Here is a 17,228-nt window from a genome sequence, read left to right on the forward strand (position 1 = left end):
TGGCGAATATGCGTCATGCTCTGACAGAGAGCTTTTCGAGGAGGGAATGAAGGTCCTGATAATGCCCCAAAACTCCCTTCGGCTCATATTTTTCCAAGAGAGAAATTGAGGTGTACCCAAATCCAATCGCGATAGAGGGAACGCCCGCGCGCAAAGCCGAAAGAACATCGGGGATGCCATCGCCAATCATAAAAGTATCTTGGGGAGTTCGGCTTGCAAGCTTCATCATCGTCTGAAGGGGGAGAGGGCTCGGTTTGCGCTCTTCCAGCGTGTCAGCGCCAAAAACATTCACCCATGGAAAGCGGTCTAAACCCAAGTGGCTCAAGATGGCCTTCGCCGGTTTTTCGTTCTTGTTGGTGATGATGGCCATGGGGCCTTGGTAAGACGAAAGAAAATTTTCTACGCCTGGAAAGATAGTGGTTCTATTAAACATCTCTTCTTCATAGATGCGTAAAAATTCCATTTCGAGTTCGACGATCTGGGATGGCTCTAAATTATCTTCAAGAAAAAGATCGGCGATCAGTTTTTTAAGGCCTTCACCGATGTGAGAGATGATGACTTCATCCGAAAGCGTGATCTTACCGTGATTTTTTAATGTGCGATTCACAGCGACCACGATATCAGGGGCAGAATCAATCAAAGTACCATCAAGGTCGAAAGCAAGAAGTGGGTTCATGCCCACATCTTGCCGTTTTTCATTTTATTCCACAATCTCAAAATCCACGCGACGATCGCGCGCTTGTTGGGATTCGCTACCCATCATGTCCGATTGTACGGCGCCCATACCAATGGCTTCGATTTTTTCTTCAGGGATTCCTTTTTTTACTAAGTAATCCTGAACGGCCAGCGCTCTTTGTTCAGAGATATCCTGATTTTCACTGCTGTCACCGACAGCATCAGAAAAGCCGGTTACGCGAACGGTTTCAAAAGTGTTCAAAGATTTTTTCATTTCATCGGCAATGCCGTCCAAGGCGCGACGATTGGAAGCAGAAAGTGTGGCGCTCTTTGGTTCAAAACGAATGTTTTGTGAAAGTGCCGTGAACTTTGTACTGCGACTTAGATTTTCATCACCGGTTTTACCCAAGGCAGCTGCTGAAGACTTCGGAGCATTTGCGGACTGCGAGTTGGTCGCTGGGCGATAGTATTCTCTTGGAGGTTCTTCTTTAGTGGCGCAGGCGCTCAGGGTCCATACTGCCAAAACCGCGAGGGAGTTAACTTTTAAACGTGTCATATATTCCTCCTTGCTTGGAACTTTCGTCTGCAAAAACCTATTATTTCGAGATAAAGAAACGCCCGCAAATTAACTTCCTGTTAACTTCATCGGAAATCTGTGAGAAGATCCCCGCATGCGTGAGATGGTGTTAACTAGCAAAGAAAACTACATGAATTCCCTTCTGTTTGAAGAGAATGAGACTAAAAAATTATCGCGTCAGTATGCCGAAGAACTGGGCTTGGCGCGCATTAGTATTTCTCCTGCTGAAGCACAGCTCGTAAAAACTTTGGTGCGTCTTCACGGCACAAAAAAGTTCGTCGAGATTGGGACCCTAACAGGTCTATCCGCACAGTATATTTTTGAAGCCTTGCCTGACGGAGGCGAGCTTTGGACCCTAGAAAAAGATCCGAAGCATGGCGAAAAATCTGCGGATGTTTTTGCAAGACTAGATCAGAGCAAAAAGAAAATTCATTTAGTGATGGGGGACGCCCGCGCAGAACTGGAAAAGATTTCTGCGTCAGGTCCTTTCGATGGTGTTTTCATCGACGGAAACAAAGCGGCTTACTTCGATTATCTAATGTGGGCCGAAAAGAATTTGCGTTCAGGCGGTCTCATCCTCGGAGACAATATTTTCCTAAGCGGTTCCGTCTGGGGCGATGCCACCACTCAAAAGTTTTCCGAAAAACAAATCAAGATCATGCAAGATTTCAACAAACGCCTTGCAGACCCCGCGCTCTATGAATCCGCGATCGTTCCGTCCTACGAAGGCCTTTTTGTCGCCATCAAGAAATAGGTGCCTGCTTCTTTTTTGGGTCTACGCCGCAGCATAGTTGTGGGTGTTATGTGCGAGAAATAAGATTTTACGATGGCTCAACAGATTTATAGGCTTCGATCTTCATTTCAATGGAATAGTCTTTCGATGCTTCCTTCAATGGCGCCAGCAGCCAGTTCCAGTCTTTCACTTTTTCGTATCCCGAAAAATTAACGGGATAGTGGCCTTTGTAAATCTCGTCGCCTTTGGGGTCGCGATAAGTGACTTCGCGGTCGGCGTAGATAAGTTTTGTGCCTTTGCAGGCGCTCAAATTTTTAAGATGGATTTCCGCAAAACCGGTGCAAAGCACGTCTTTTTCTTCAAGGGTCAAAGCGCGTTTGATTTTCTTTTCAATGGCTTCAATCGGAAGAAGGGCCAACTGTGAAAGAAGATTCCCTGAAACAATGAGATCAGCGTCGAAATGAAATAGCTCTTCTTGAGCGAGCTTATCTTTGAGCTCATAAAGATCTTCAAGGCTTTGCAGATTTTCTAAACTTGCTAAGCTGCCAGAGAGATCTAGCGTGATTAACTTTACTCGTGAAGTTCTTTTAGCCAACAAATGATGACGGATCGGGTGAATCACATCCACCAAAGTGATCGATTCAAAGTTCTTTTCTAAAAGATGCATAGGGATTTCGTGTAGGTGGGCGCTTCCCAAAATCACGACGGACTTTTTTCTAGGCAAGGCCTTAACCGTATCTAAAAACAAATCCTGACAATTCTTAAGATGCGGAAGCCAGGCTTTTTTGCAGCGGTGATAACGGGCTTGCAAAGCGATGGATTGATAAAGAAAACCATATTTTTTGGCGATGGCAGACGTGGGTGTAAAAAGAAAAATAAAGGCTTCGCGAATCATTCTTAGGGGATACCAAAGATCTTCGGCAGGGTCATGGGTTTTTAGGCCCTGAATTTGCTCAATAACTCTTTATACGACATGAGTCTCAATTTAAGAGACTTTAGCCCGCTATCTTTTAGACAGAAGGGCGCCATTTTTGCGCTCGTGGGGTTATGAGGAGTTTTTTCGTGTTGAAGTGGATGCAAACAGTGATTTTAGCTATGTCAATGGTTGTGGGGTCTATGGCCCAAGCCTACCAATTGACGTGCAACTGGGTGTTTTCCGAGGAAGTGGAGATCTTTCTAAATCCCGATTCGCCACAAAGAATTCTAAAAGCCATCGAGCAGTATAAAGCGATCATGGGACTGACAGAATTCAACCATAAGCCAGGCTCCTTGGATCAAGCAAAAATAAATCTTCAACATCTTTCCCCGGAAAAGAAAGCGGAGCTGCATAAGCTCATTTCTGAGTACTACAATGAAGTGAAGGCTTTAAAGTATAACAACGACGGTCCTTTTAAAACTTTCAAGCGTCATATTGATCTAGTTGTTGCTCGTGAAATCAATGCGGCGGAATTCTTCAAAGAGGCTATTTACAATAAAGGCCGTTCGCTGGAAGAAACATTAAGTGCTTATTACGAGCGCGTTCAGAAAATCACAAACGTCCCTGTGGTACTTAAAGGAGAAGATGTTCTTTTAACGGCCATTCGCCTGCAAGATCGCTTCTTATCCGAGAGAGATAACACGATTGTTTTGTATGGAAGTTTTGTGAATGGAAAAGCTTATTCTAAATCAAGCGACCTGGATTTCGCGGTCATGAATCCAAGACTTGAAACGCAGATGCGTGAGACCGAGCTTCTTGGTTTATTAAAAGAGTTCCCTTTGTCGGAAGCCCAGGCTCACACAATCACTCCGGCTCAGGTGCATGGACTGGGTTCGATGAATCCTTTAGTTCTTATTGTGCGCAAGAACTACATTGTTTTGCGTGTTTATGAAAACGGTCTGCATAAAGATTTCCAGAATAAAAATGTGAAGTTTCACGAGTTCTATTTCTAGTTCTGTAGCGTTTTATAAAAATTTGAAACTTCGTCATAGCGTAAATTCCAATGTCTGCTCTTGCCGGTCTCGCTGAACATTACTGAAGCGGCAACACCCGGGCAGCGCGAATATTAATCAATTCTCCGACCTTTTCAATCTGGCCGTGAATTTCTAAGAGTGATCTTCCATAAATAGCCAAGCGATCTTTCTGATAAACATCCGGATGAATCACAATATTCATAAAACCAAATTCATCTTCTAAGGTGATAAAGCACATGCCTTTCGCCGTTGGTGGTTTCTGCGTGACGGAAACCAATCCCGCCAAGCGCACTTTGGTTTTATTTTTCATGCGCGCCAAATCACTAGAAGCAAAATAAGGGACAAAACGTTGCGAGATAAGTTCTGTATTCTTTTCTTTTAAGTAAGAGCGCAGAACCGACAGAGGATGAGAATCCACCGAGTAACCTTTGCTGTCATATTCGCGTCGCAAGCGATCCCAGTTCGACTCAAAAGGAATATTGTCAGCATCATTATCTTCTTCTTCAGCACTTTCGAATTGTTCTTTAGGGTGTCCCCATAAAAAACTTTGCTGATCCAGGCTTAAACTTTCTAGATGCCAGATCAGTTCACGTACATTGGTGTTAAAGCACTCAAAAGCTCCCGAAGCTGCTAATTTTACTAAAGCACTGCGAGGAAGTTCGGTGCGATGGATAAAATCAGCAATATCTTTAAAAGAACCGAAACTTTTTTTAGAGTCTTCAATGCGGCGAAGAAGGGCTTCGGGAAGTCCATACATTGAGCGCAAGCCCACACGTAAAGGATGAATTCCTGAAGAGGAGCTTTCTTCTAAGGTATAGTCATAATCAGAATGTTGCACGCACAGAGGTCGAACTTCAACTCCATGTCTTTGAGCTTCGGCTACTAAAGTGCGAGGAGCATAAAACCCCATGGGCTGGCTATTCAAAAGCCCGCAAACGAAAACATCGGGATGATGGTTTTTAATGAAGCAGCTTGCGTAAGTTAGAAGAGCAAAACTGGCGGCATGGCTTTCAGGGAAACCATAGTTAGCAAATCCCTCAATGGTTTTATAAATCTGTTCGCCGTACTCTTGACTGATACCGTGATTAGCAAACCCATCGAGGATTCTTTTGCGAATGCTATCCATGGTGGATCTTTTACGCCAAGCTGAAGACATGATTCGGCGAAGTTCATCGGATTCGCCCGGAGAAAATCCCGCGGTCGCGATCACAATTTGCATCACTTGTTCTTGAAAGATGGGAACCCCATGGGTTTTTTCAAGAATGGGAATTAAATCTTTATGTGCATAAGTGACTTTTTCCAACCCCTGACGTCGCTTCAAAAAAGGATGCACCATGCCCCCTTGCAAAGGACCGGGACGAACCAGAGCGACTTCAATAACCAAATCATAAAATGTCTTAGGTTTCATGCGAGGCAAAGTCTGCATTTGCGCACGAGATTCAATCTGAAAAACCCCCACTGTATCTGCTCGACCAATCATTTCGTAAGTAGAAGGGTCATCCTCTTGAGAAAAAGAGGCTAAAGTAAAATGCAAACCTTTATGATGTTTTAAAAGCTCAAAGCATTTTCTTAAACAGGTCAGCATCCCCAAGCTTAGGACATCAATCTTCATTAGTTTTAAAGTAGCGACGTCATCTTTATTCCACTGAATAACGTAGCGACCATCCATCGTGGCTTTTTCAACCGGAACCATTTCGATCATAGGATCTTGAGTGATCAAGAACCCACCCGTATGAATTCCTAGATGACGAGGAAATCCCCGCAGTTGTTGAGCCAGATGCAAAAACATTTTCCAATGATTTAAATTTGTGACACCAAAGCGAGCGGCTGACTCTGGTTCGAGCAAACGACTAATCCCATCACGCCCCATAAATTTGGCCATGGAATTCACCTTATCTAAGGGGATACCAAAGACTTTCGCGGTTTCACGAATCGCCATGCGTGAACGATAACGAACCACCGTACAGACCATGGCGGCATGTTGCTCATTATATTTCTCGTAGATATGTTGGATGACCTCTTCACGTCGGCTGTGCTCAAAGTCGATGTCGATGTCGGGGGGCTCGCGACGTTCGCGAGAAATAAACCGTTCAAACAATAAAGTGATTTTGCTGGGATTGACAGAGGTCAGACCAATACAATAACACACCACGGAGTTCGCGGCAGAACCACGTCCCTGATAAAGGATGCCTTTGCTCTCCGCAAAATCACAGATTTCTTTTAAAGTCAGAAAGTAATCTTCGTACTCGAGCTCTTTAATCAGAGCCAATTCTTTTTCGATAGTTTCTAAAATTTTTTCCGTCGCCCCTTCAGGAAAGCGCTTTTTCAATCCTTGGAATGTCAAGTGCCGCAGATATTCCGAGGGAGTCATGCCTTCCGGCAAATTCGAATGCGGATAGCGATAGCGAATTTCGTCCAAAGAAAAATTCACACGTCCGGCGATCTCCACAGTTTTTTCCACAAGATCTAAGCGATCTTGCCATAATGAAGACAGATCTTCGATGCTGCGGTAAGCTCGCTCGGCATTCTGAATCAGCTTATCTTTAGCTTCAAATAAAGTGGTGTGATGTAAAATACAGGTGATAACGTCAAACAAGGGCTTTCTGTCGGGCGTGTGCATGAACGGGCGCTGTGTGACAAAAAGCTGAGCTTGATATTTTTCTTCTAAAAGAAAAGCCTGACGGCAGAACTCTTGCGACTCCCAAGTCAGATCCCGCCAAATCGGCAGATAAAGACGATCACCGAAAATCTTTTCTAATTTTTCATAGCGCTCGGAACTCCAAGGAGGAATGGCCAAACATAAAAGACCTTTGTTGTGCTCGGCCACTTGCTCTAAAGAAAGTTTTGAAAAACCTTTCGCCGCTTGTCTTTTACCTAAAGTCAGAAGTTTGCAAAGATGAGAATAACCTTCTTTATTAATGGGAATCAGAGTGACGGACGTTTCATCGGTCAAAGTCAGCTCAGAACCTACGAGATATTTAAAGCCCTCTTTAGCTTGAACAGAAGCTTCAAACATCGAAGGGGATTTGACTGAAAGAAATCCGCGCACCACGCCGTAAAGACCATTTAGGTCACAAATGCCGACGCCGTCATAATCAAGCTTGATAGCTTCAATCACCATCTCTTCAGGTGAAGAAGCTCCTTGCAGAAAAGAAAAATTGCTGCGACCTAAAAGTTCAACAAAGCCTTTGGCGCGAGGCTTAGGTTTAGCCACGCTTTTCTGGGATTGCGACGATAAGGCGGGAAGCTTAACTTTGTGATTTCCACTAATCAAAATAGCCATGCAAGTACACCTGTGAATTTATGCGATCCTTGAAAACCCACAGAAGCTGACCTTGATGAGAGAGCGCAAAGTAATAATCTCTATTTTTTAAATCTTGAACGGATATTTGCCACCAGGACGATTCGATTCGTTCACTGGGTAAAGATGAAACAAAACGCAATTTCTGCGCTTCGGCCGTCGACAAAAGCTGCGGCTTATCTAAAAGCAAAGCGGGGCGGGGACTGGTCGCCAAAGACTTTGCATAAACCGATTTCACCTGAAGCGCTTCTTCTTGGCGTTCGACTAAATCCTGAGGCTTGAAATCTTCGGGCCAGTCAGTGACTAAACGAAAACTTTGTTCTGGAAAGTGGCTGGCTTCCATTTGTAAAAAACCCATATCGCACTGAGCTTGCTTGGCAAAACTGATGAGACGGCGCCAGCGGTCTTCGGTGTTGTCGCGCGGTTCAAAAAAATCCAGTTGTTGCACCTTTTCTGGCACATCAAAAACGGAAATTTCAAACTCACGAATCGGATTCTGTAAAACCAACGACGTCAGCTTCTTTTCCAAGAGATCTTCAAAAAGCTCCTGATCGCGAGTCGGGCTGACCGGCTCGATACTGACAGGATGTTTTTTATCTGAGTATTCGCAGTGCAGAATCAAATCCATGCGTTGGGCGTATCTAGAAAGTCCCGCTAGACGCGCAAATAAAATATCCATGTGCGGTTTAATCCGCGCCATCAATAAGGGCACGGCCCCTAAGGGATCGTCAAAGTAACCATAGCCCACAAGAGGGTCGCGAGGCACAAGAGGTGATATGACCTGAGAGTCTTGAGAATGCAGACGATTCCAAAGTAAAACACCGAACTCTCCCCATCTTTCGCGCAATGAATTCATGCGAAAATTTAAAACGTCCTCCAAACCATGGACGCCCAGGGTGTGGAAGAATGAAATCATATGTTCAATCGGTCTTTTTTGGGGCCAAGGATGCAGACCTTCTAAGTCTTTCAAGGCATCTAAGCCCAAACCACGAAAACCATCTTGTTCTTTCCCGCGAGGAGCCACATACGACGGGCGCCAACGTGAAAACATCTGCGCAGCCGGAGCCGTGTCAGCAATAGCCACTGCCGGATCGCCCGAAAACTTACGAGCGATCTCTAAAGCTTTTTCCATCGTGCGATGTTCGCCGCCAAATAAGTGCTGCGTAGATTCGATCTCGACAAAAATAAATTGCGGAAAGCGAAACTGCACACGCGGACTTAAAAGCAGAAAGGCCTCAGCTGAGGAGCTTTCTTGTGGTGTTTTTAAATTGATGCATAAAGTTCGCATGGATCATACTCCCAGCAATATTAAAAGGTGTCGGACGGTGCAAGGCTCTTTGAATAGTGATGAAGTCGCGTTGAAAGTGCATAATCAGACTAAAAAGTGGATTGATGAACTTCACCGGCTTTTGATTTACAAAAACCAAAGCCACTTTGTGCAGGCGACAAAGGCGTTTTAATTTTTGCAGCTGATGATTCTTTAAAAAGATCTCTTTTAGGTTGCAGCCGATCACTTCAAATAAAGAGCTAGTGATCAACTCTTGCAACAACCAGAAAAGCTGATCTTTTTCTTGCGGCTCTTTCACCACAAGCAGACGCTTTAAATTTATTTTTTGATGAGAAAGATGGGTTGGAAATAACTGCGCATCTCCATTGATCCAAGCGGCCCATTTATTTTGAGCATGAACTTGTTGAACGATGCGAATCCATAAAGAAGTGGCTCCGGTACCGGGGAGGCCTTGAAGCAGGCTTAAGTCTCCTTGAGGCACTCCCTTCCACAAAAGGAAGTTGTCCAAAACGGCAAGACCGGTGGACAAACCTGCAGGTGGTTGTAAGTGCTCTGCAGAGACAAAAGGAACGTTCTGTAATTCGGGAAGGGCGAGGGCACGCATAAAGCTCTCCGTTATTTACATATAATTTACATAGTAATTTATATGTAAGTCAAAGAGCTAAATGTGAATATAGACTAAGGTTTTAGTTTGAAAAAACTTACCAAAAATCAAGAGCTTAAAAAGCGCCTTCAGAACTCAACAATTCTGCCTTTAGCTCCGGGCCCCAGTGATATTTGAGTTTATTCGCATTTTTACCCACAACACGGTGGCAAGGAATCCAATAACAAACCGGATTTTTCGCAACGGCTGAAGCAATAGCACGAACCGCAGAAGGCTTACGCAATTTTTTTGCAAGCTCCGAATAAGTCCAAGTTTTGCCATAAGGAATTTTTAGAAGTTCTAACCACACACGCACTTGGAATTCCGTGCCTTGAAGTTTGATTTTGTGTTTCCCGTTCCAGAAATTGCCTTTGCTCCACTTCACCGGAGTGAAAGAGCCGACGTGGAAGTGATAGTGTTCATGAAAGAAATCAGCAAGGCCGCCTTCAACCTTCTTTTTACCTAAAGCATAGCTCCCTAAAAAGATCAGCTCAGAGCCATCAAAAGCGGCTAACCATTCGCCAAATTCAGAAGCTACTTTATAAACGCGGAATTCTAGATCTCCCATAAATCACCTCGATGTATGAGAGACCTGTACCTTAGATTATGTCATCACACAACTTCTTCGATATAAAGAGGCGTGAAATAGCGGATGTCATAGCCTCCATAGCGCTTAAAGGCGTCAATCACTTCCTCTTTTTCACTATCGGAAGGCGTGGGAACGCAGATTAGAACATGACCATTTCTTATCTCTTGGTCGGCTTCGTTCAAAAAGCGCCACTCGGCAGAGTCCGAAAATTTAATAAATTTACGCATGTAGTTTTCTAAAAGAGTGTGATGGCTTCCTTCTAAATCGACGGCATCGATACCTCTGTCGCCTTCAAACACGTTGAAGTCTTCGTCGGTATATCCGTAATCCTCAAGTTCTTCGATGGCCTTCATTGCTTCGTCTGCGTTTTCAAAGAAAGCGGCCGTGTAGTGATTAGGATAAGGTAAATAATCTGGATGAGGCAGTTGTTCCAAACTCACCATAGAAAACCTCCGTTCTGTCTTGTCATTATAAAAGGTGCAGAGGTGAGAATTTTTTAAATCACACTGTCTAACACATTTGTAAAACTAGCTCGGACCAAAGCCCTTTATTCGAACATTCCATCCATCGTGATGTAACGTTGATTGTTAGGTGTCAGTCTGAGTGATTGATAGAAGGTCTGTTGACATTGACCCCGCAAAATCGCATCGATGCCGCCGATGGTAGCTGTGTAGACCTCATCGACATTCAGAACGTCTAATGAAGTGATCACACCCGTGTTCGGAGCGGTCGCACGCACCTTCTTTAAGAAATGATCCCGAGAGTTGCATGCCATTAAACCTAAGATAGGCGTTTTTTTAGAACCTGATAAAGCGGTTAATAATTTCTTCAAGCCGGGACGTTGCACTTCATAGTACCCGTCGTAATTCACTTTGTTGCGACCACGAACAAACACGGGAGGAGAAAAATCAGGACCGCCGCCATTTCTCGCATGACCAAAGTAAAAAACCGCATCGGCGTTTTGCAAAGCTTTTGCGAAGTAAGCGTCCATGAAGTTTGTGCGATCTTGTTGTTCGCGGCTCATGCGCCCGATGTTGGTTTCAAGAAATTCGGTGGCAGAGGAAAAGTGTACTTCCACGCGCGCGGGATATTTAATCCCATGCACGATCACTTCGCGATTAAAGCGATACATATTATTTGGATCCTGCTTAAAGCCGCAAAAACGGGCGCGACCATAACAAGGGGTCGTTAGAAGTTTTCTTAAAGCAGCGAAAGCTCCTAAATCTAAGGAAGGACTTAGACCAAAGCTTCTTCCTTCCGCATAGACATTACTTCCTGTTGTCCAATCAAAATACCCCAAGGCAATGCGAATATCGATCAGGCCATCGTCCAGAACATCTTTGTAGCGTTGAACACAGATATTGCGTTTGGCGGGTGCTAAGGCACTCAAATTGTCAGTGGCTTTGTCGTCCAGACGATCCACGTAGTTTCTTCCCATCACATCAAAGCGCGATTCGTAAAGATAAGTTCCTCGCGCGAACGTGGAAGAAGTGAATAGCAGAAAAGAAAAAATCCCAAAGATGACTGACTTCATGAAGTCCTCCTTGGGATTTAAGATAGTCTGTAGAATGTCGCAGTCTAGTTACAGGCCTCTAATGGGATTATGATTTCCCACACAGAAACACTTCATGAACGCAGTCGCCGCGGTCGTCTTGATATTGATCTAAAACGTTAAAGATGGCCTCACGCAGTTTTTCTTTTATTTCTGGCAAAAAATGCGACTGAGTAGAAAACGCTGTATAGAAAATGTTGTTCTTATTTTCAGAAGCAATCTCGCTAGCATCAGAGCGGATTTGAGTGCACAGAGTTTTCGTCAGATCAGCAAGCTTTCCCGCATCCGAAAGATTTAAAAAGTCCATCTGACTCGAACGTACATAGAAACGGCCATTTTGCGAAACGACAGCGCCTTCTTGCATAAGAAAATTCAACGGATCCGACAAAGACTCTGGAGTCATGCGCGCGCGCTGAGAAATTTCGGTAAGGCTCGCCCCTTCCTCCTCAGTTCCTAAGGCCGCAAACACACGGAACAGAGTCGGCTTTGATAAAAGACGGTGGGGATCTTTCACCTGTGAACGCGCGTCCATCTGTCTTTGTAAAGCAAGTTTGATATAGCTCACTTGTTGGCGAATTTCTTCGTGAGACATTTTATTGGTAAAAAGCTCTGGCTGGTCCTTTCTGACCAACAAGGAAAAAATGTCAGAGTAAGGCTTGGGAAGCTTCAGAGTGATCTTTAGTTGATTCACGCTGTCTCTTGAAAGCCCCTTTTTTCCGGCAAGGTATTCAGAAAGAAAGCTACGAGAAGAAAAGCCCGCGCGGCGGGAAAAGTCGGCCAAATTCACTTTGCCTTTTTTGCGATAACGAACCTCCAAGGCACGCTTTAAAAACAGACGGGCATTTTCAATCTCAAGCAGCTCTTGATAAATGGAGTCGAACTGATTGGTCATGCTAGTTTCCTACAGAAATTCGAGGAAGGGGTTTCGTAGATCTATCGTAAGTGATGCTTCCGCCCGGCGAGCAAATCATGAAAGGAAAGAGGTTTTGATCCAGCTTCCTATTTTTAATTTCTAAATCGCCCAAGCCCATTCCAGGGTACAGAGTCAGAATGAAGTCTTCTTTCACACTTTCATAGAGCCATTCCGAATTCGTCCGGAACGAAGCCATGACATACATCTCGGTGATCGCGACGGTCTTCTTCGTGTTATCATTATGTTGAAGAATAACGGCAAAGTGGCCGCCCTGAAGAAGTGGCGCGATTCCCACTTCAATCCACGGATTTGCGTACTGCTGCTGACACAAAATATCCGTTTGTAGGCTGTAAGGTTTAATCTCTGCACGTGCAGAAAAGGATGACAGAACTAAAAGACACAAAGCGAACCAATTCATAAACGCCCCCGAAGCTCAGCTTTTTTGGTAACTTATATTTGGGGCTCTGCCCCAGGTAAACGAAATTACTTCATTTTGCGGTGGTCCACGATCACTTGGCGAACTTCTGAAAGCCGCTCTGGGGGCGGAAAAGCGGCTTGCGGTCGATTTTGTAAACCCATTTTGGACTTAAGAGCGATAAATAGAGAAATGCGTATAGTGGGAAGGCTCCTGAACTTCGGAAAGCCAAGGATGTTCTTTATGAATAAGAAAACGAGTCAACCGGCCTCGGCCAACAACTTGAATGCGGCGACTTCTGGCAACCTCTTGAAGATCCTGCAATGTTTTTCTGACGTTGGTTTTAGTGCCGTAGTCGAAAATGAAATAGACATCGGCACTCGGTAGATGAAAGTTTTCCGCCGCCAGATCGGCGGACTGAATAAGAATCAAGGCATCGGGAGATCCAAGGATTCTTTGAGCCTCTTCAACGCGCCTATTTTCTAGTTCGTAGCCCATAAACTGAAGATCAGGATAGTGGCGCTGAATAACAAGCGCCATGCGCGCGTAAGCGCAACCCAAGTCCACAATAATGTCGCCAGCCTGAAGTGACAAAAGATCTAAAATATTGTGAATCTCGACATAAGGAGTTTGAAAAGCCTGAACGGAAAGATGCTCCCAATTTTGTTGCGTTAAGGAAGACTCTTTAGAGCTCGCGCGAATTTTCGCTTCGATACTTTCGCATTGAAATCCAAGATGCTCATCCACTTTCAAAGAATGCTCTTGGGCTTCTTGATACGTATAAGAATTTAAGTCTAAGAGAGGAAAGGGATTATTCGCGTCAAAAACGATCATAGCGGTGTCGCCACGCTATGAAGGAACTTTTCAAGAACCGGGGCATAGTCCGATTTAAAATCGCGAAGACCCGTTAAGTGTCCCGCTTCGGGGAGTGCAAGCTTCGTCCAATCCAAATTACTGTGCGGTTCAAAGACTTCGTCAATATGATCCGGTGGAATTAATAAATCCTTCCAACCACGAATAGAAAGAACTTTAAAACCTTCAGGAAAGGTCTTTAGGTCATCATGCAAATCTTTGTGTAAGAAAGGACTCCAAGCCATACTTAGAATCGGCGCTAAAGCCACACGTAAAGGCATCGGCTTTAATTTATATTCATGCGTGTACAAGTTGTAGGCTGAAGGAATAAAGCGCGCCGTAGGTCCACTATCACAAACCAGAGCCACGGTGTCTGAACAATGACGACGAGCCATCGCTTCAATCGCAGCACCGGAAGGGTTTGAAAAGGAAAAGACAATCTTTTTACCCGGAATCAAATTTAGAAGAGTTTCAATCTGATCGGCATACACGTGCTTAGTCCCAAACACACCGGCTTTACTGACGGGAGGACGAAATGAGATCAGATCTTTTAAAGTGCCCTGAAGTTGAAAGGCAAAAGCGTCAAAACCCAAAGAGTTTACAAGCTTAATATGACGAAGAAGTTGCTTCTTACTGCCTTCATAAAAGTGAACGAAGAAAATCAGCTCTTCGTACTTTCTGTTTCGAGATAAAAAGAACTCCCCATCAAAGGGGAGTTCTTGCTTAGCTAATTCTGTATACATTCAATCCAGTTTCTGTCGCCGTTGAAGCGACGACCCTGTGACTAGTGCTTGTGCACAGGGTTTTTAGCTGGCCACAAATCAGTCCAGTGTCCAGCGCGTCCTTCTGCTTGATGAGCTTCACCGAGAGCGCTTTCAGAAACAATGACTTTCTCAAGAGCTGTTTCAGCTAGCACTTTTCCGCAAGCTTCAACAACAGCTTCCGCGTCGATGTTGTGATAAGCGTAGATCTCTGAAGGGCGACCGCACTTCGAGTGCTTACGAACTGCCAAAGACTCCTGACGAACGCCGATGATAGAACCGATGTTGTCTAGCAAGCCAGCCTCACCATCCGCTACAGAAACCGCAGGGATGCGTTTACCAGCGACAGTCACTAGGTCACCCGTAGTCACTTCGTCAGCTTTTCTTAGGTATAAGTTCGAGTTCACACCCAAACCGTTTTTCAAGTAATCATAGTCATCTTCATGACCTTGGATGCCAACAAGTAGATCCGAAGAAGTCACAACGATCACGTTTCCGTAAATTCCGCGAGACAACAAGGCTTCAGAAGCTTTGATTGCTTCAGTCACCATAGAGCCCATCGCGAAGATGTTCACAACGTTATCACCTGGTTCGTAACCTGCGTAACCGCGGTAGTCGATCAAGTAGTAAGCGCCTTTAAGAACTTCTTCACGGATTGTCGCCATCATTTGCGCCTCATCCACAGTTCCTAGTTCTTCCTCGTTGAATGCGCCTGCAATAGGGAATTCAGAACGAGCCAAAGCACCCTCAAGACCGGCTTTGAAGCGAGCTTGTTTTTTCAAGTAGTGAAGCATGTCTTTTTGTTCTGCTCCACGAGTCACTAGGCGAAGAAGAGTTCCTGTTCTGCCCGCATTGTCGTTCAAGACGTGACGTTTGATTGTGTCACACAAGATCCAATCAAGCTCTTGGCAGAAGAACGGTTCCCAAGTGATTTGGTTCGGGATTTGGATGTCAGACTTCCAACCATGTTGCGCACCTTCTGGAGAAAGCGTCACACCTGATGGAGTTCCCACGCAGATGAAAGAAGATTTCCAGTAAAGGTTGTAGAAGTATTGATCCAATGCACGTTTGATGAAGAAATCGTAAACCGTCATCAATGGGATGATTGGAATACCCAAGAAGTCGCGCATTTTTCCGAACGCGCCCACGCAAGACATCACGTTTCCTTCAGCGATCTCAAAACGCAGGAAGCGGTCTGAAACGTCTTCGCCAGGAACGAGGTCAGGAAGTTTGTGGTCTTTAACGCCCAATTCAGTTTCCAAGTCTTGAACAACCGGTGCACCGAAGATCTTACCATCCATCGCTGGATTCAAGTTCGTCGAAGTCCCCACGTCCGGAGCCATTGAAATGAACAGCTCACCTGGAAGCTTGAATGGTTTTTCTGAGTCTGTCAGAGGTTTTTGCTTGTCGCCCAATTTAGATTCATCAAGCGGAGTGTTCGCAATACGAGTCAACTTTGCCGTCAACTGACCTAGCATCCACTGTGTATGAGGGTAGCTCGTCATTTTCGTGTTGATGTCCAAAGTTTGCGGGATATCACCGAACTCAGTTAGTTTTCTTAGGAAGAAGTCTTGGTTCTTCGCTTTCAAAGCGTGTTGCGCTTTGATTTCAGTAAGAAGTTTTTCTCCGCGAGCGGCCAAGAATTTGCCTTCCACAGAGTTTGCGGCAAAACGTTCATAAAGCTTGTCGCCTTTGATGCCTTGTTTTGCTTTTAGTTCCATCACTTCTTCTTCTTGTGGCAAAGAAGAGTGGTTGCCCGGTTGAGCTGCTGCTTTCAAGCCCCAACCTTTCAAAGTGTGGGCGATGATGATTGTTGGCTTACGAGTGGATTTTTTAGATTTTTCCATCGCTTCAGCCAAAGCGATCATGTCGTGACCACCGAAATCGCGAATAGCATCGAAAAGCTCTTCATCAGAAATGCTTTCCAAGAACTTCTTCATGTTGGGATGTTCTTTTGCGATGCCTTTTTTCAAAGCTTTCATATCTTGAACAAGAAGAAGAGCTTGAAGTTCGTAGTCTTCAAGTTCTTTTTCTAGGAAGTTTTTGAAAGTGTCGCCGTCTTTCTTTTTGAACAAAGCTTGGCGTTTAGAACCGTGACGTACTTGAATCACTTCCCAACCGTTGGCCGCCATCGTGCGCTCAACACGGTCTGCGTCTGTTCCGTTCATGATTTCTTTGTTCGTGATACGGTGACCGTCCAAAGATTGACGGTTGTAATCTAGGATCCAAGTCAATGAACCCAACTCACGCTCGGCAAAGTCAGGAACCGCTTCATACATAGAGCCTTCACGGAATTCAGAGTCACCGCAAACTGCCCAGAAGTGAGCATCTGGAACTTCATAGCCGTGTTCACGAGCATAGCGGTAAGCCAATGCAAGGTAACCAGCTTCAACAGGTGGAATACCCACTGTGCCTGACGGGAAGAAGTTGTGGTTATCAGGATCGTAAGCAGAGTGGTATGATTGGAAAACGAACTCACTGCCATCAGTGAATTTACGAAGACCGTTCATCGCTTGATCGGCTTGCTCTTGAGTCAATTTTGAAAGGTCATTCTTCAACAACAAATCCAAAAGATAGTTGTAAGAGTGATCTGTTGGAGACGCATGCGGTTTATTCGCGATGTGATCGAATCCAGATTTCACAAGAAGGTGCAAAGCCCCCATGATGTGCAAAGAACTTGCGCTGGCAGCAGGGTGACCACCGATTTTCGGGTCGCCTTTTTCTTTGTCAGGGCGGTGATTGGCTTGCCAGATCATTTGTGTCGCAAGGTAATGCGCACGTCTAGCGATTGAGTCCAGAACCTCAGGTTTGGCATTTTTTAGAGTTGAGTTATCCAAGTGGATCTCCTTCAGATTTTGTACTTTTCTAGCGTCTGGCAACCTAGCACTGTACAGAGGAGGAGTCCACGCATTTAAGCCCCGCAGCAAGAGTTCTGGCTCTAATTTAGACGTAGGCCAGCTCGAGTATATCGCAGAAGGC

At 44.9% G+C, this 17,228-nt stretch carries 16 protein-coding genes; 2 read left to right on the forward strand and 14 right to left on the reverse strand.

From position 1 onward, the window contains the following. Positions 1–13 precede the first annotated feature (13 nt). Together ACLWBD_RS01790 and ACLWBD_RS01795 are read right to left on the reverse strand one after the other, a co-directional pair. Complete coding sequence (locus tag ACLWBD_RS01790; protein WP_413569324.1) at positions 14–676, reverse strand: HAD family hydrolase; 663 nt, start codon at positions 674–676, stop codon at positions 14–16. A 24-nt stretch (positions 677–700) separates the two neighbouring features. After that, a complete protein-coding gene (locus ACLWBD_RS01795) occupies positions 701–1,231 on the reverse strand; it encodes an OmpA family protein (RefSeq protein ID WP_063206177.1) in 531 nt (176 codons plus the stop codon). A gap of 115 nt (positions 1,232–1,346) precedes the next feature. On the opposite strand from ACLWBD_RS01795, the gene ACLWBD_RS01800 reads away from it, so the two are divergent. Next, positions 1,347–2,006 carry an O-methyltransferase gene (locus tag ACLWBD_RS01800; protein ID WP_413569325.1) on the forward strand — a complete coding sequence of 220 codons (660 nt, stop codon included), beginning with the start codon at positions 1,347–1,349 and terminating at the stop codon, positions 2,004–2,006. Positions 2,007–2,073: 67 nt separating this feature from the next. Here the strand turns inward: ACLWBD_RS01800 and ACLWBD_RS01805 are convergent, their stop codons facing one another. Next, complete coding sequence (locus ACLWBD_RS01805) at positions 2,074–2,880, reverse strand: hypothetical protein (RefSeq protein WP_413569327.1); 807 nt, start codon at positions 2,878–2,880, stop codon at positions 2,074–2,076. 167 nt (positions 2,881–3,047) lie between these two features. On the opposite strand from ACLWBD_RS01805, the gene ACLWBD_RS01810 reads away from it, so the two are divergent. Then, positions 3,048–3,914, forward strand: coding sequence for a hypothetical protein (locus ACLWBD_RS01810; protein ID WP_413569328.1), 867 nt, complete (start codon positions 3,048–3,050; stop codon positions 3,912–3,914). 79 nt (positions 3,915–3,993) lie between these two features. Here ACLWBD_RS01810 and ACLWBD_RS01815 read toward each other — a convergent pair whose 3' ends face one another. From ACLWBD_RS01815 to ACLWBD_RS01865, 11 genes are all read right to left on the reverse strand, one after another. Then, positions 3,994–7,218 carry an error-prone DNA polymerase gene (locus ACLWBD_RS01815; RefSeq protein ID WP_413569329.1) on the reverse strand — a complete coding sequence of 1,075 codons (3,225 nt, stop codon included), beginning with the start codon at positions 7,216–7,218 and terminating at the stop codon, positions 3,994–3,996. After that, positions 7,202–8,524 carry a hypothetical protein gene (locus ACLWBD_RS01820; RefSeq protein ID WP_253721018.1) on the reverse strand — a complete coding sequence of 441 codons (1,323 nt, stop codon included), beginning with the start codon at positions 8,522–8,524 and terminating at the stop codon, positions 7,202–7,204. Before ACLWBD_RS01820 ends, ACLWBD_RS01815 begins: the two co-directional genes overlap by 17 nt. Next, positions 8,472–9,128 carry a recA protein gene (locus ACLWBD_RS01825; RefSeq protein WP_063206182.1) on the reverse strand — a complete coding sequence of 219 codons (657 nt, stop codon included), beginning with the start codon at positions 9,126–9,128 and terminating at the stop codon, positions 8,472–8,474. The genes ACLWBD_RS01820 and ACLWBD_RS01825 overlap by 53 nt, the downstream gene beginning before the upstream one ends. A 115-nt stretch (positions 9,129–9,243) precedes the next feature. Further along, complete coding sequence (locus ACLWBD_RS01830) at positions 9,244–9,735, reverse strand: methylated-DNA--[protein]-cysteine S-methyltransferase (protein WP_413569330.1); 492 nt, start codon at positions 9,733–9,735, stop codon at positions 9,244–9,246. Between the two features lie 44 nt (positions 9,736–9,779). Then, positions 9,780–10,199, reverse strand: coding sequence for a hypothetical protein (locus ACLWBD_RS01835; RefSeq protein ID WP_413569331.1), 420 nt, complete (start codon positions 10,197–10,199; stop codon positions 9,780–9,782). 104 nt (positions 10,200–10,303) lie between these two features. Then, positions 10,304–11,290 carry a hypothetical protein gene (locus ACLWBD_RS01840; RefSeq protein ID WP_063206185.1) on the reverse strand — a complete coding sequence of 329 codons (987 nt, stop codon included), beginning with the start codon at positions 11,288–11,290 and terminating at the stop codon, positions 10,304–10,306. Positions 11,291–11,357: 67 nt separating this feature from the next. Next, positions 11,358–12,200: a hypothetical protein gene (locus ACLWBD_RS01845; RefSeq protein ID WP_413569332.1), complete on the reverse strand. Its 843-nt coding sequence runs from the start codon at positions 12,198–12,200 to the stop codon at positions 11,358–11,360. A gap of 1 nt (position 12,201) precedes the next feature. Next, complete coding sequence (locus tag ACLWBD_RS01850) at positions 12,202–12,639, reverse strand: hypothetical protein (RefSeq protein ID WP_063206187.1); 438 nt, start codon at positions 12,637–12,639, stop codon at positions 12,202–12,204. Between the two features lie 168 nt (positions 12,640–12,807). Next, the gene (locus tag ACLWBD_RS01855) at positions 12,808–13,470 is read right to left on the reverse strand and encodes an SAM-dependent methyltransferase (RefSeq protein ID WP_413569334.1); all 663 of its coding nucleotides are present in this window, start codon (positions 13,468–13,470) and stop codon (positions 12,808–12,810) included. Beyond that, the gene (locus ACLWBD_RS01860) at positions 13,467–14,231 is read right to left on the reverse strand and encodes a hypothetical protein (RefSeq protein ID WP_413569335.1); all 765 of its coding nucleotides are present in this window, start codon (positions 14,229–14,231) and stop codon (positions 13,467–13,469) included. Before ACLWBD_RS01860 ends, ACLWBD_RS01855 begins: the two co-directional genes overlap by 4 nt. Positions 14,232–14,272: 41 nt before the next feature. Next, the gene (locus tag ACLWBD_RS01865) at positions 14,273–17,086 is read right to left on the reverse strand and encodes a pyruvate dehydrogenase (protein WP_413569336.1); all 2,814 of its coding nucleotides are present in this window, start codon (positions 17,084–17,086) and stop codon (positions 14,273–14,275) included. Between the last annotated feature and the right edge of the window lie 142 nt (positions 17,087–17,228).

This window comes from Bdellovibrio sp. HCB117, assembly GCF_047305915.1.
GTDB classification, from domain to species: Bacteria; Bdellovibrionota; Bdellovibrionia; order Bdellovibrionales; family Bdellovibrionaceae; genus Bdellovibrio; species Bdellovibrio bacteriovorus_B.

Coding starts and splice junctions, on each gene's coding strand:
- ACLWBD_RS01790 (WP_413569324.1), bottom strand. CDS start 676: ATGAACCCACTTCTTGCTTTCGACCTTGATGGTACTTTGATTGATTCT.
- ACLWBD_RS01795 (WP_063206177.1), bottom strand. CDS start 1,231: ATGACACGTTTAAAAGTTAACTCCCTCGCGGTTTTGGCAGTATGGACC.
- ACLWBD_RS01800 (WP_413569325.1), top strand. CDS start 1,347: ATGCGTGAGATGGTGTTAACTAGCAAAGAAAACTACATGAATTCCCTT.
- ACLWBD_RS01805 (WP_413569327.1), bottom strand. CDS start 2,880: ATGATTCGCGAAGCCTTTATTTTTCTTTTTACACCCACGTCTGCCATC.
- ACLWBD_RS01815 (WP_413569329.1), bottom strand. CDS start 7,218: ATGGCTATTTTGATTAGTGGAAATCACAAAGTTAAGCTTCCCGCCTTA.
- ACLWBD_RS01820 (WP_253721018.1), bottom strand. CDS start 8,524: ATGCGAACTTTATGCATCAATTTAAAAACACCACAAGAAAGCTCCTCA.
- ACLWBD_RS01825 (WP_063206182.1), bottom strand. CDS start 9,128: ATGCGTGCCCTCGCCCTTCCCGAATTACAGAACGTTCCTTTTGTCTCT.
- ACLWBD_RS01830 (WP_413569330.1), bottom strand. CDS start 9,735: ATGGGAGATCTAGAATTCCGCGTTTATAAAGTAGCTTCTGAATTTGGC.
- ACLWBD_RS01835 (WP_413569331.1), bottom strand. CDS start 10,199: ATGGTGAGTTTGGAACAACTGCCTCATCCAGATTATTTACCTTATCCT.
- ACLWBD_RS01840 (WP_063206185.1), bottom strand. CDS start 11,290: ATGAAGTCAGTCATCTTTGGGATTTTTTCTTTTCTGCTATTCACTTCT.
- ACLWBD_RS01845 (WP_413569332.1), bottom strand. CDS start 12,200: ATGACCAATCAGTTCGACTCCATTTATCAAGAGCTGCTTGAGATTGAA.
- ACLWBD_RS01850 (WP_063206187.1), bottom strand. CDS start 12,639: ATGAATTGGTTCGCTTTGTGTCTTTTAGTTCTGTCATCCTTTTCTGCA.
- ACLWBD_RS01855 (WP_413569334.1), bottom strand. CDS start 13,470: ATGATCGTTTTTGACGCGAATAATCCCTTTCCTCTCTTAGACTTAAAT.
- ACLWBD_RS01860 (WP_413569335.1), bottom strand. CDS start 14,231: ATGTATACAGAATTAGCTAAGCAAGAACTCCCCTTTGATGGGGAGTTC.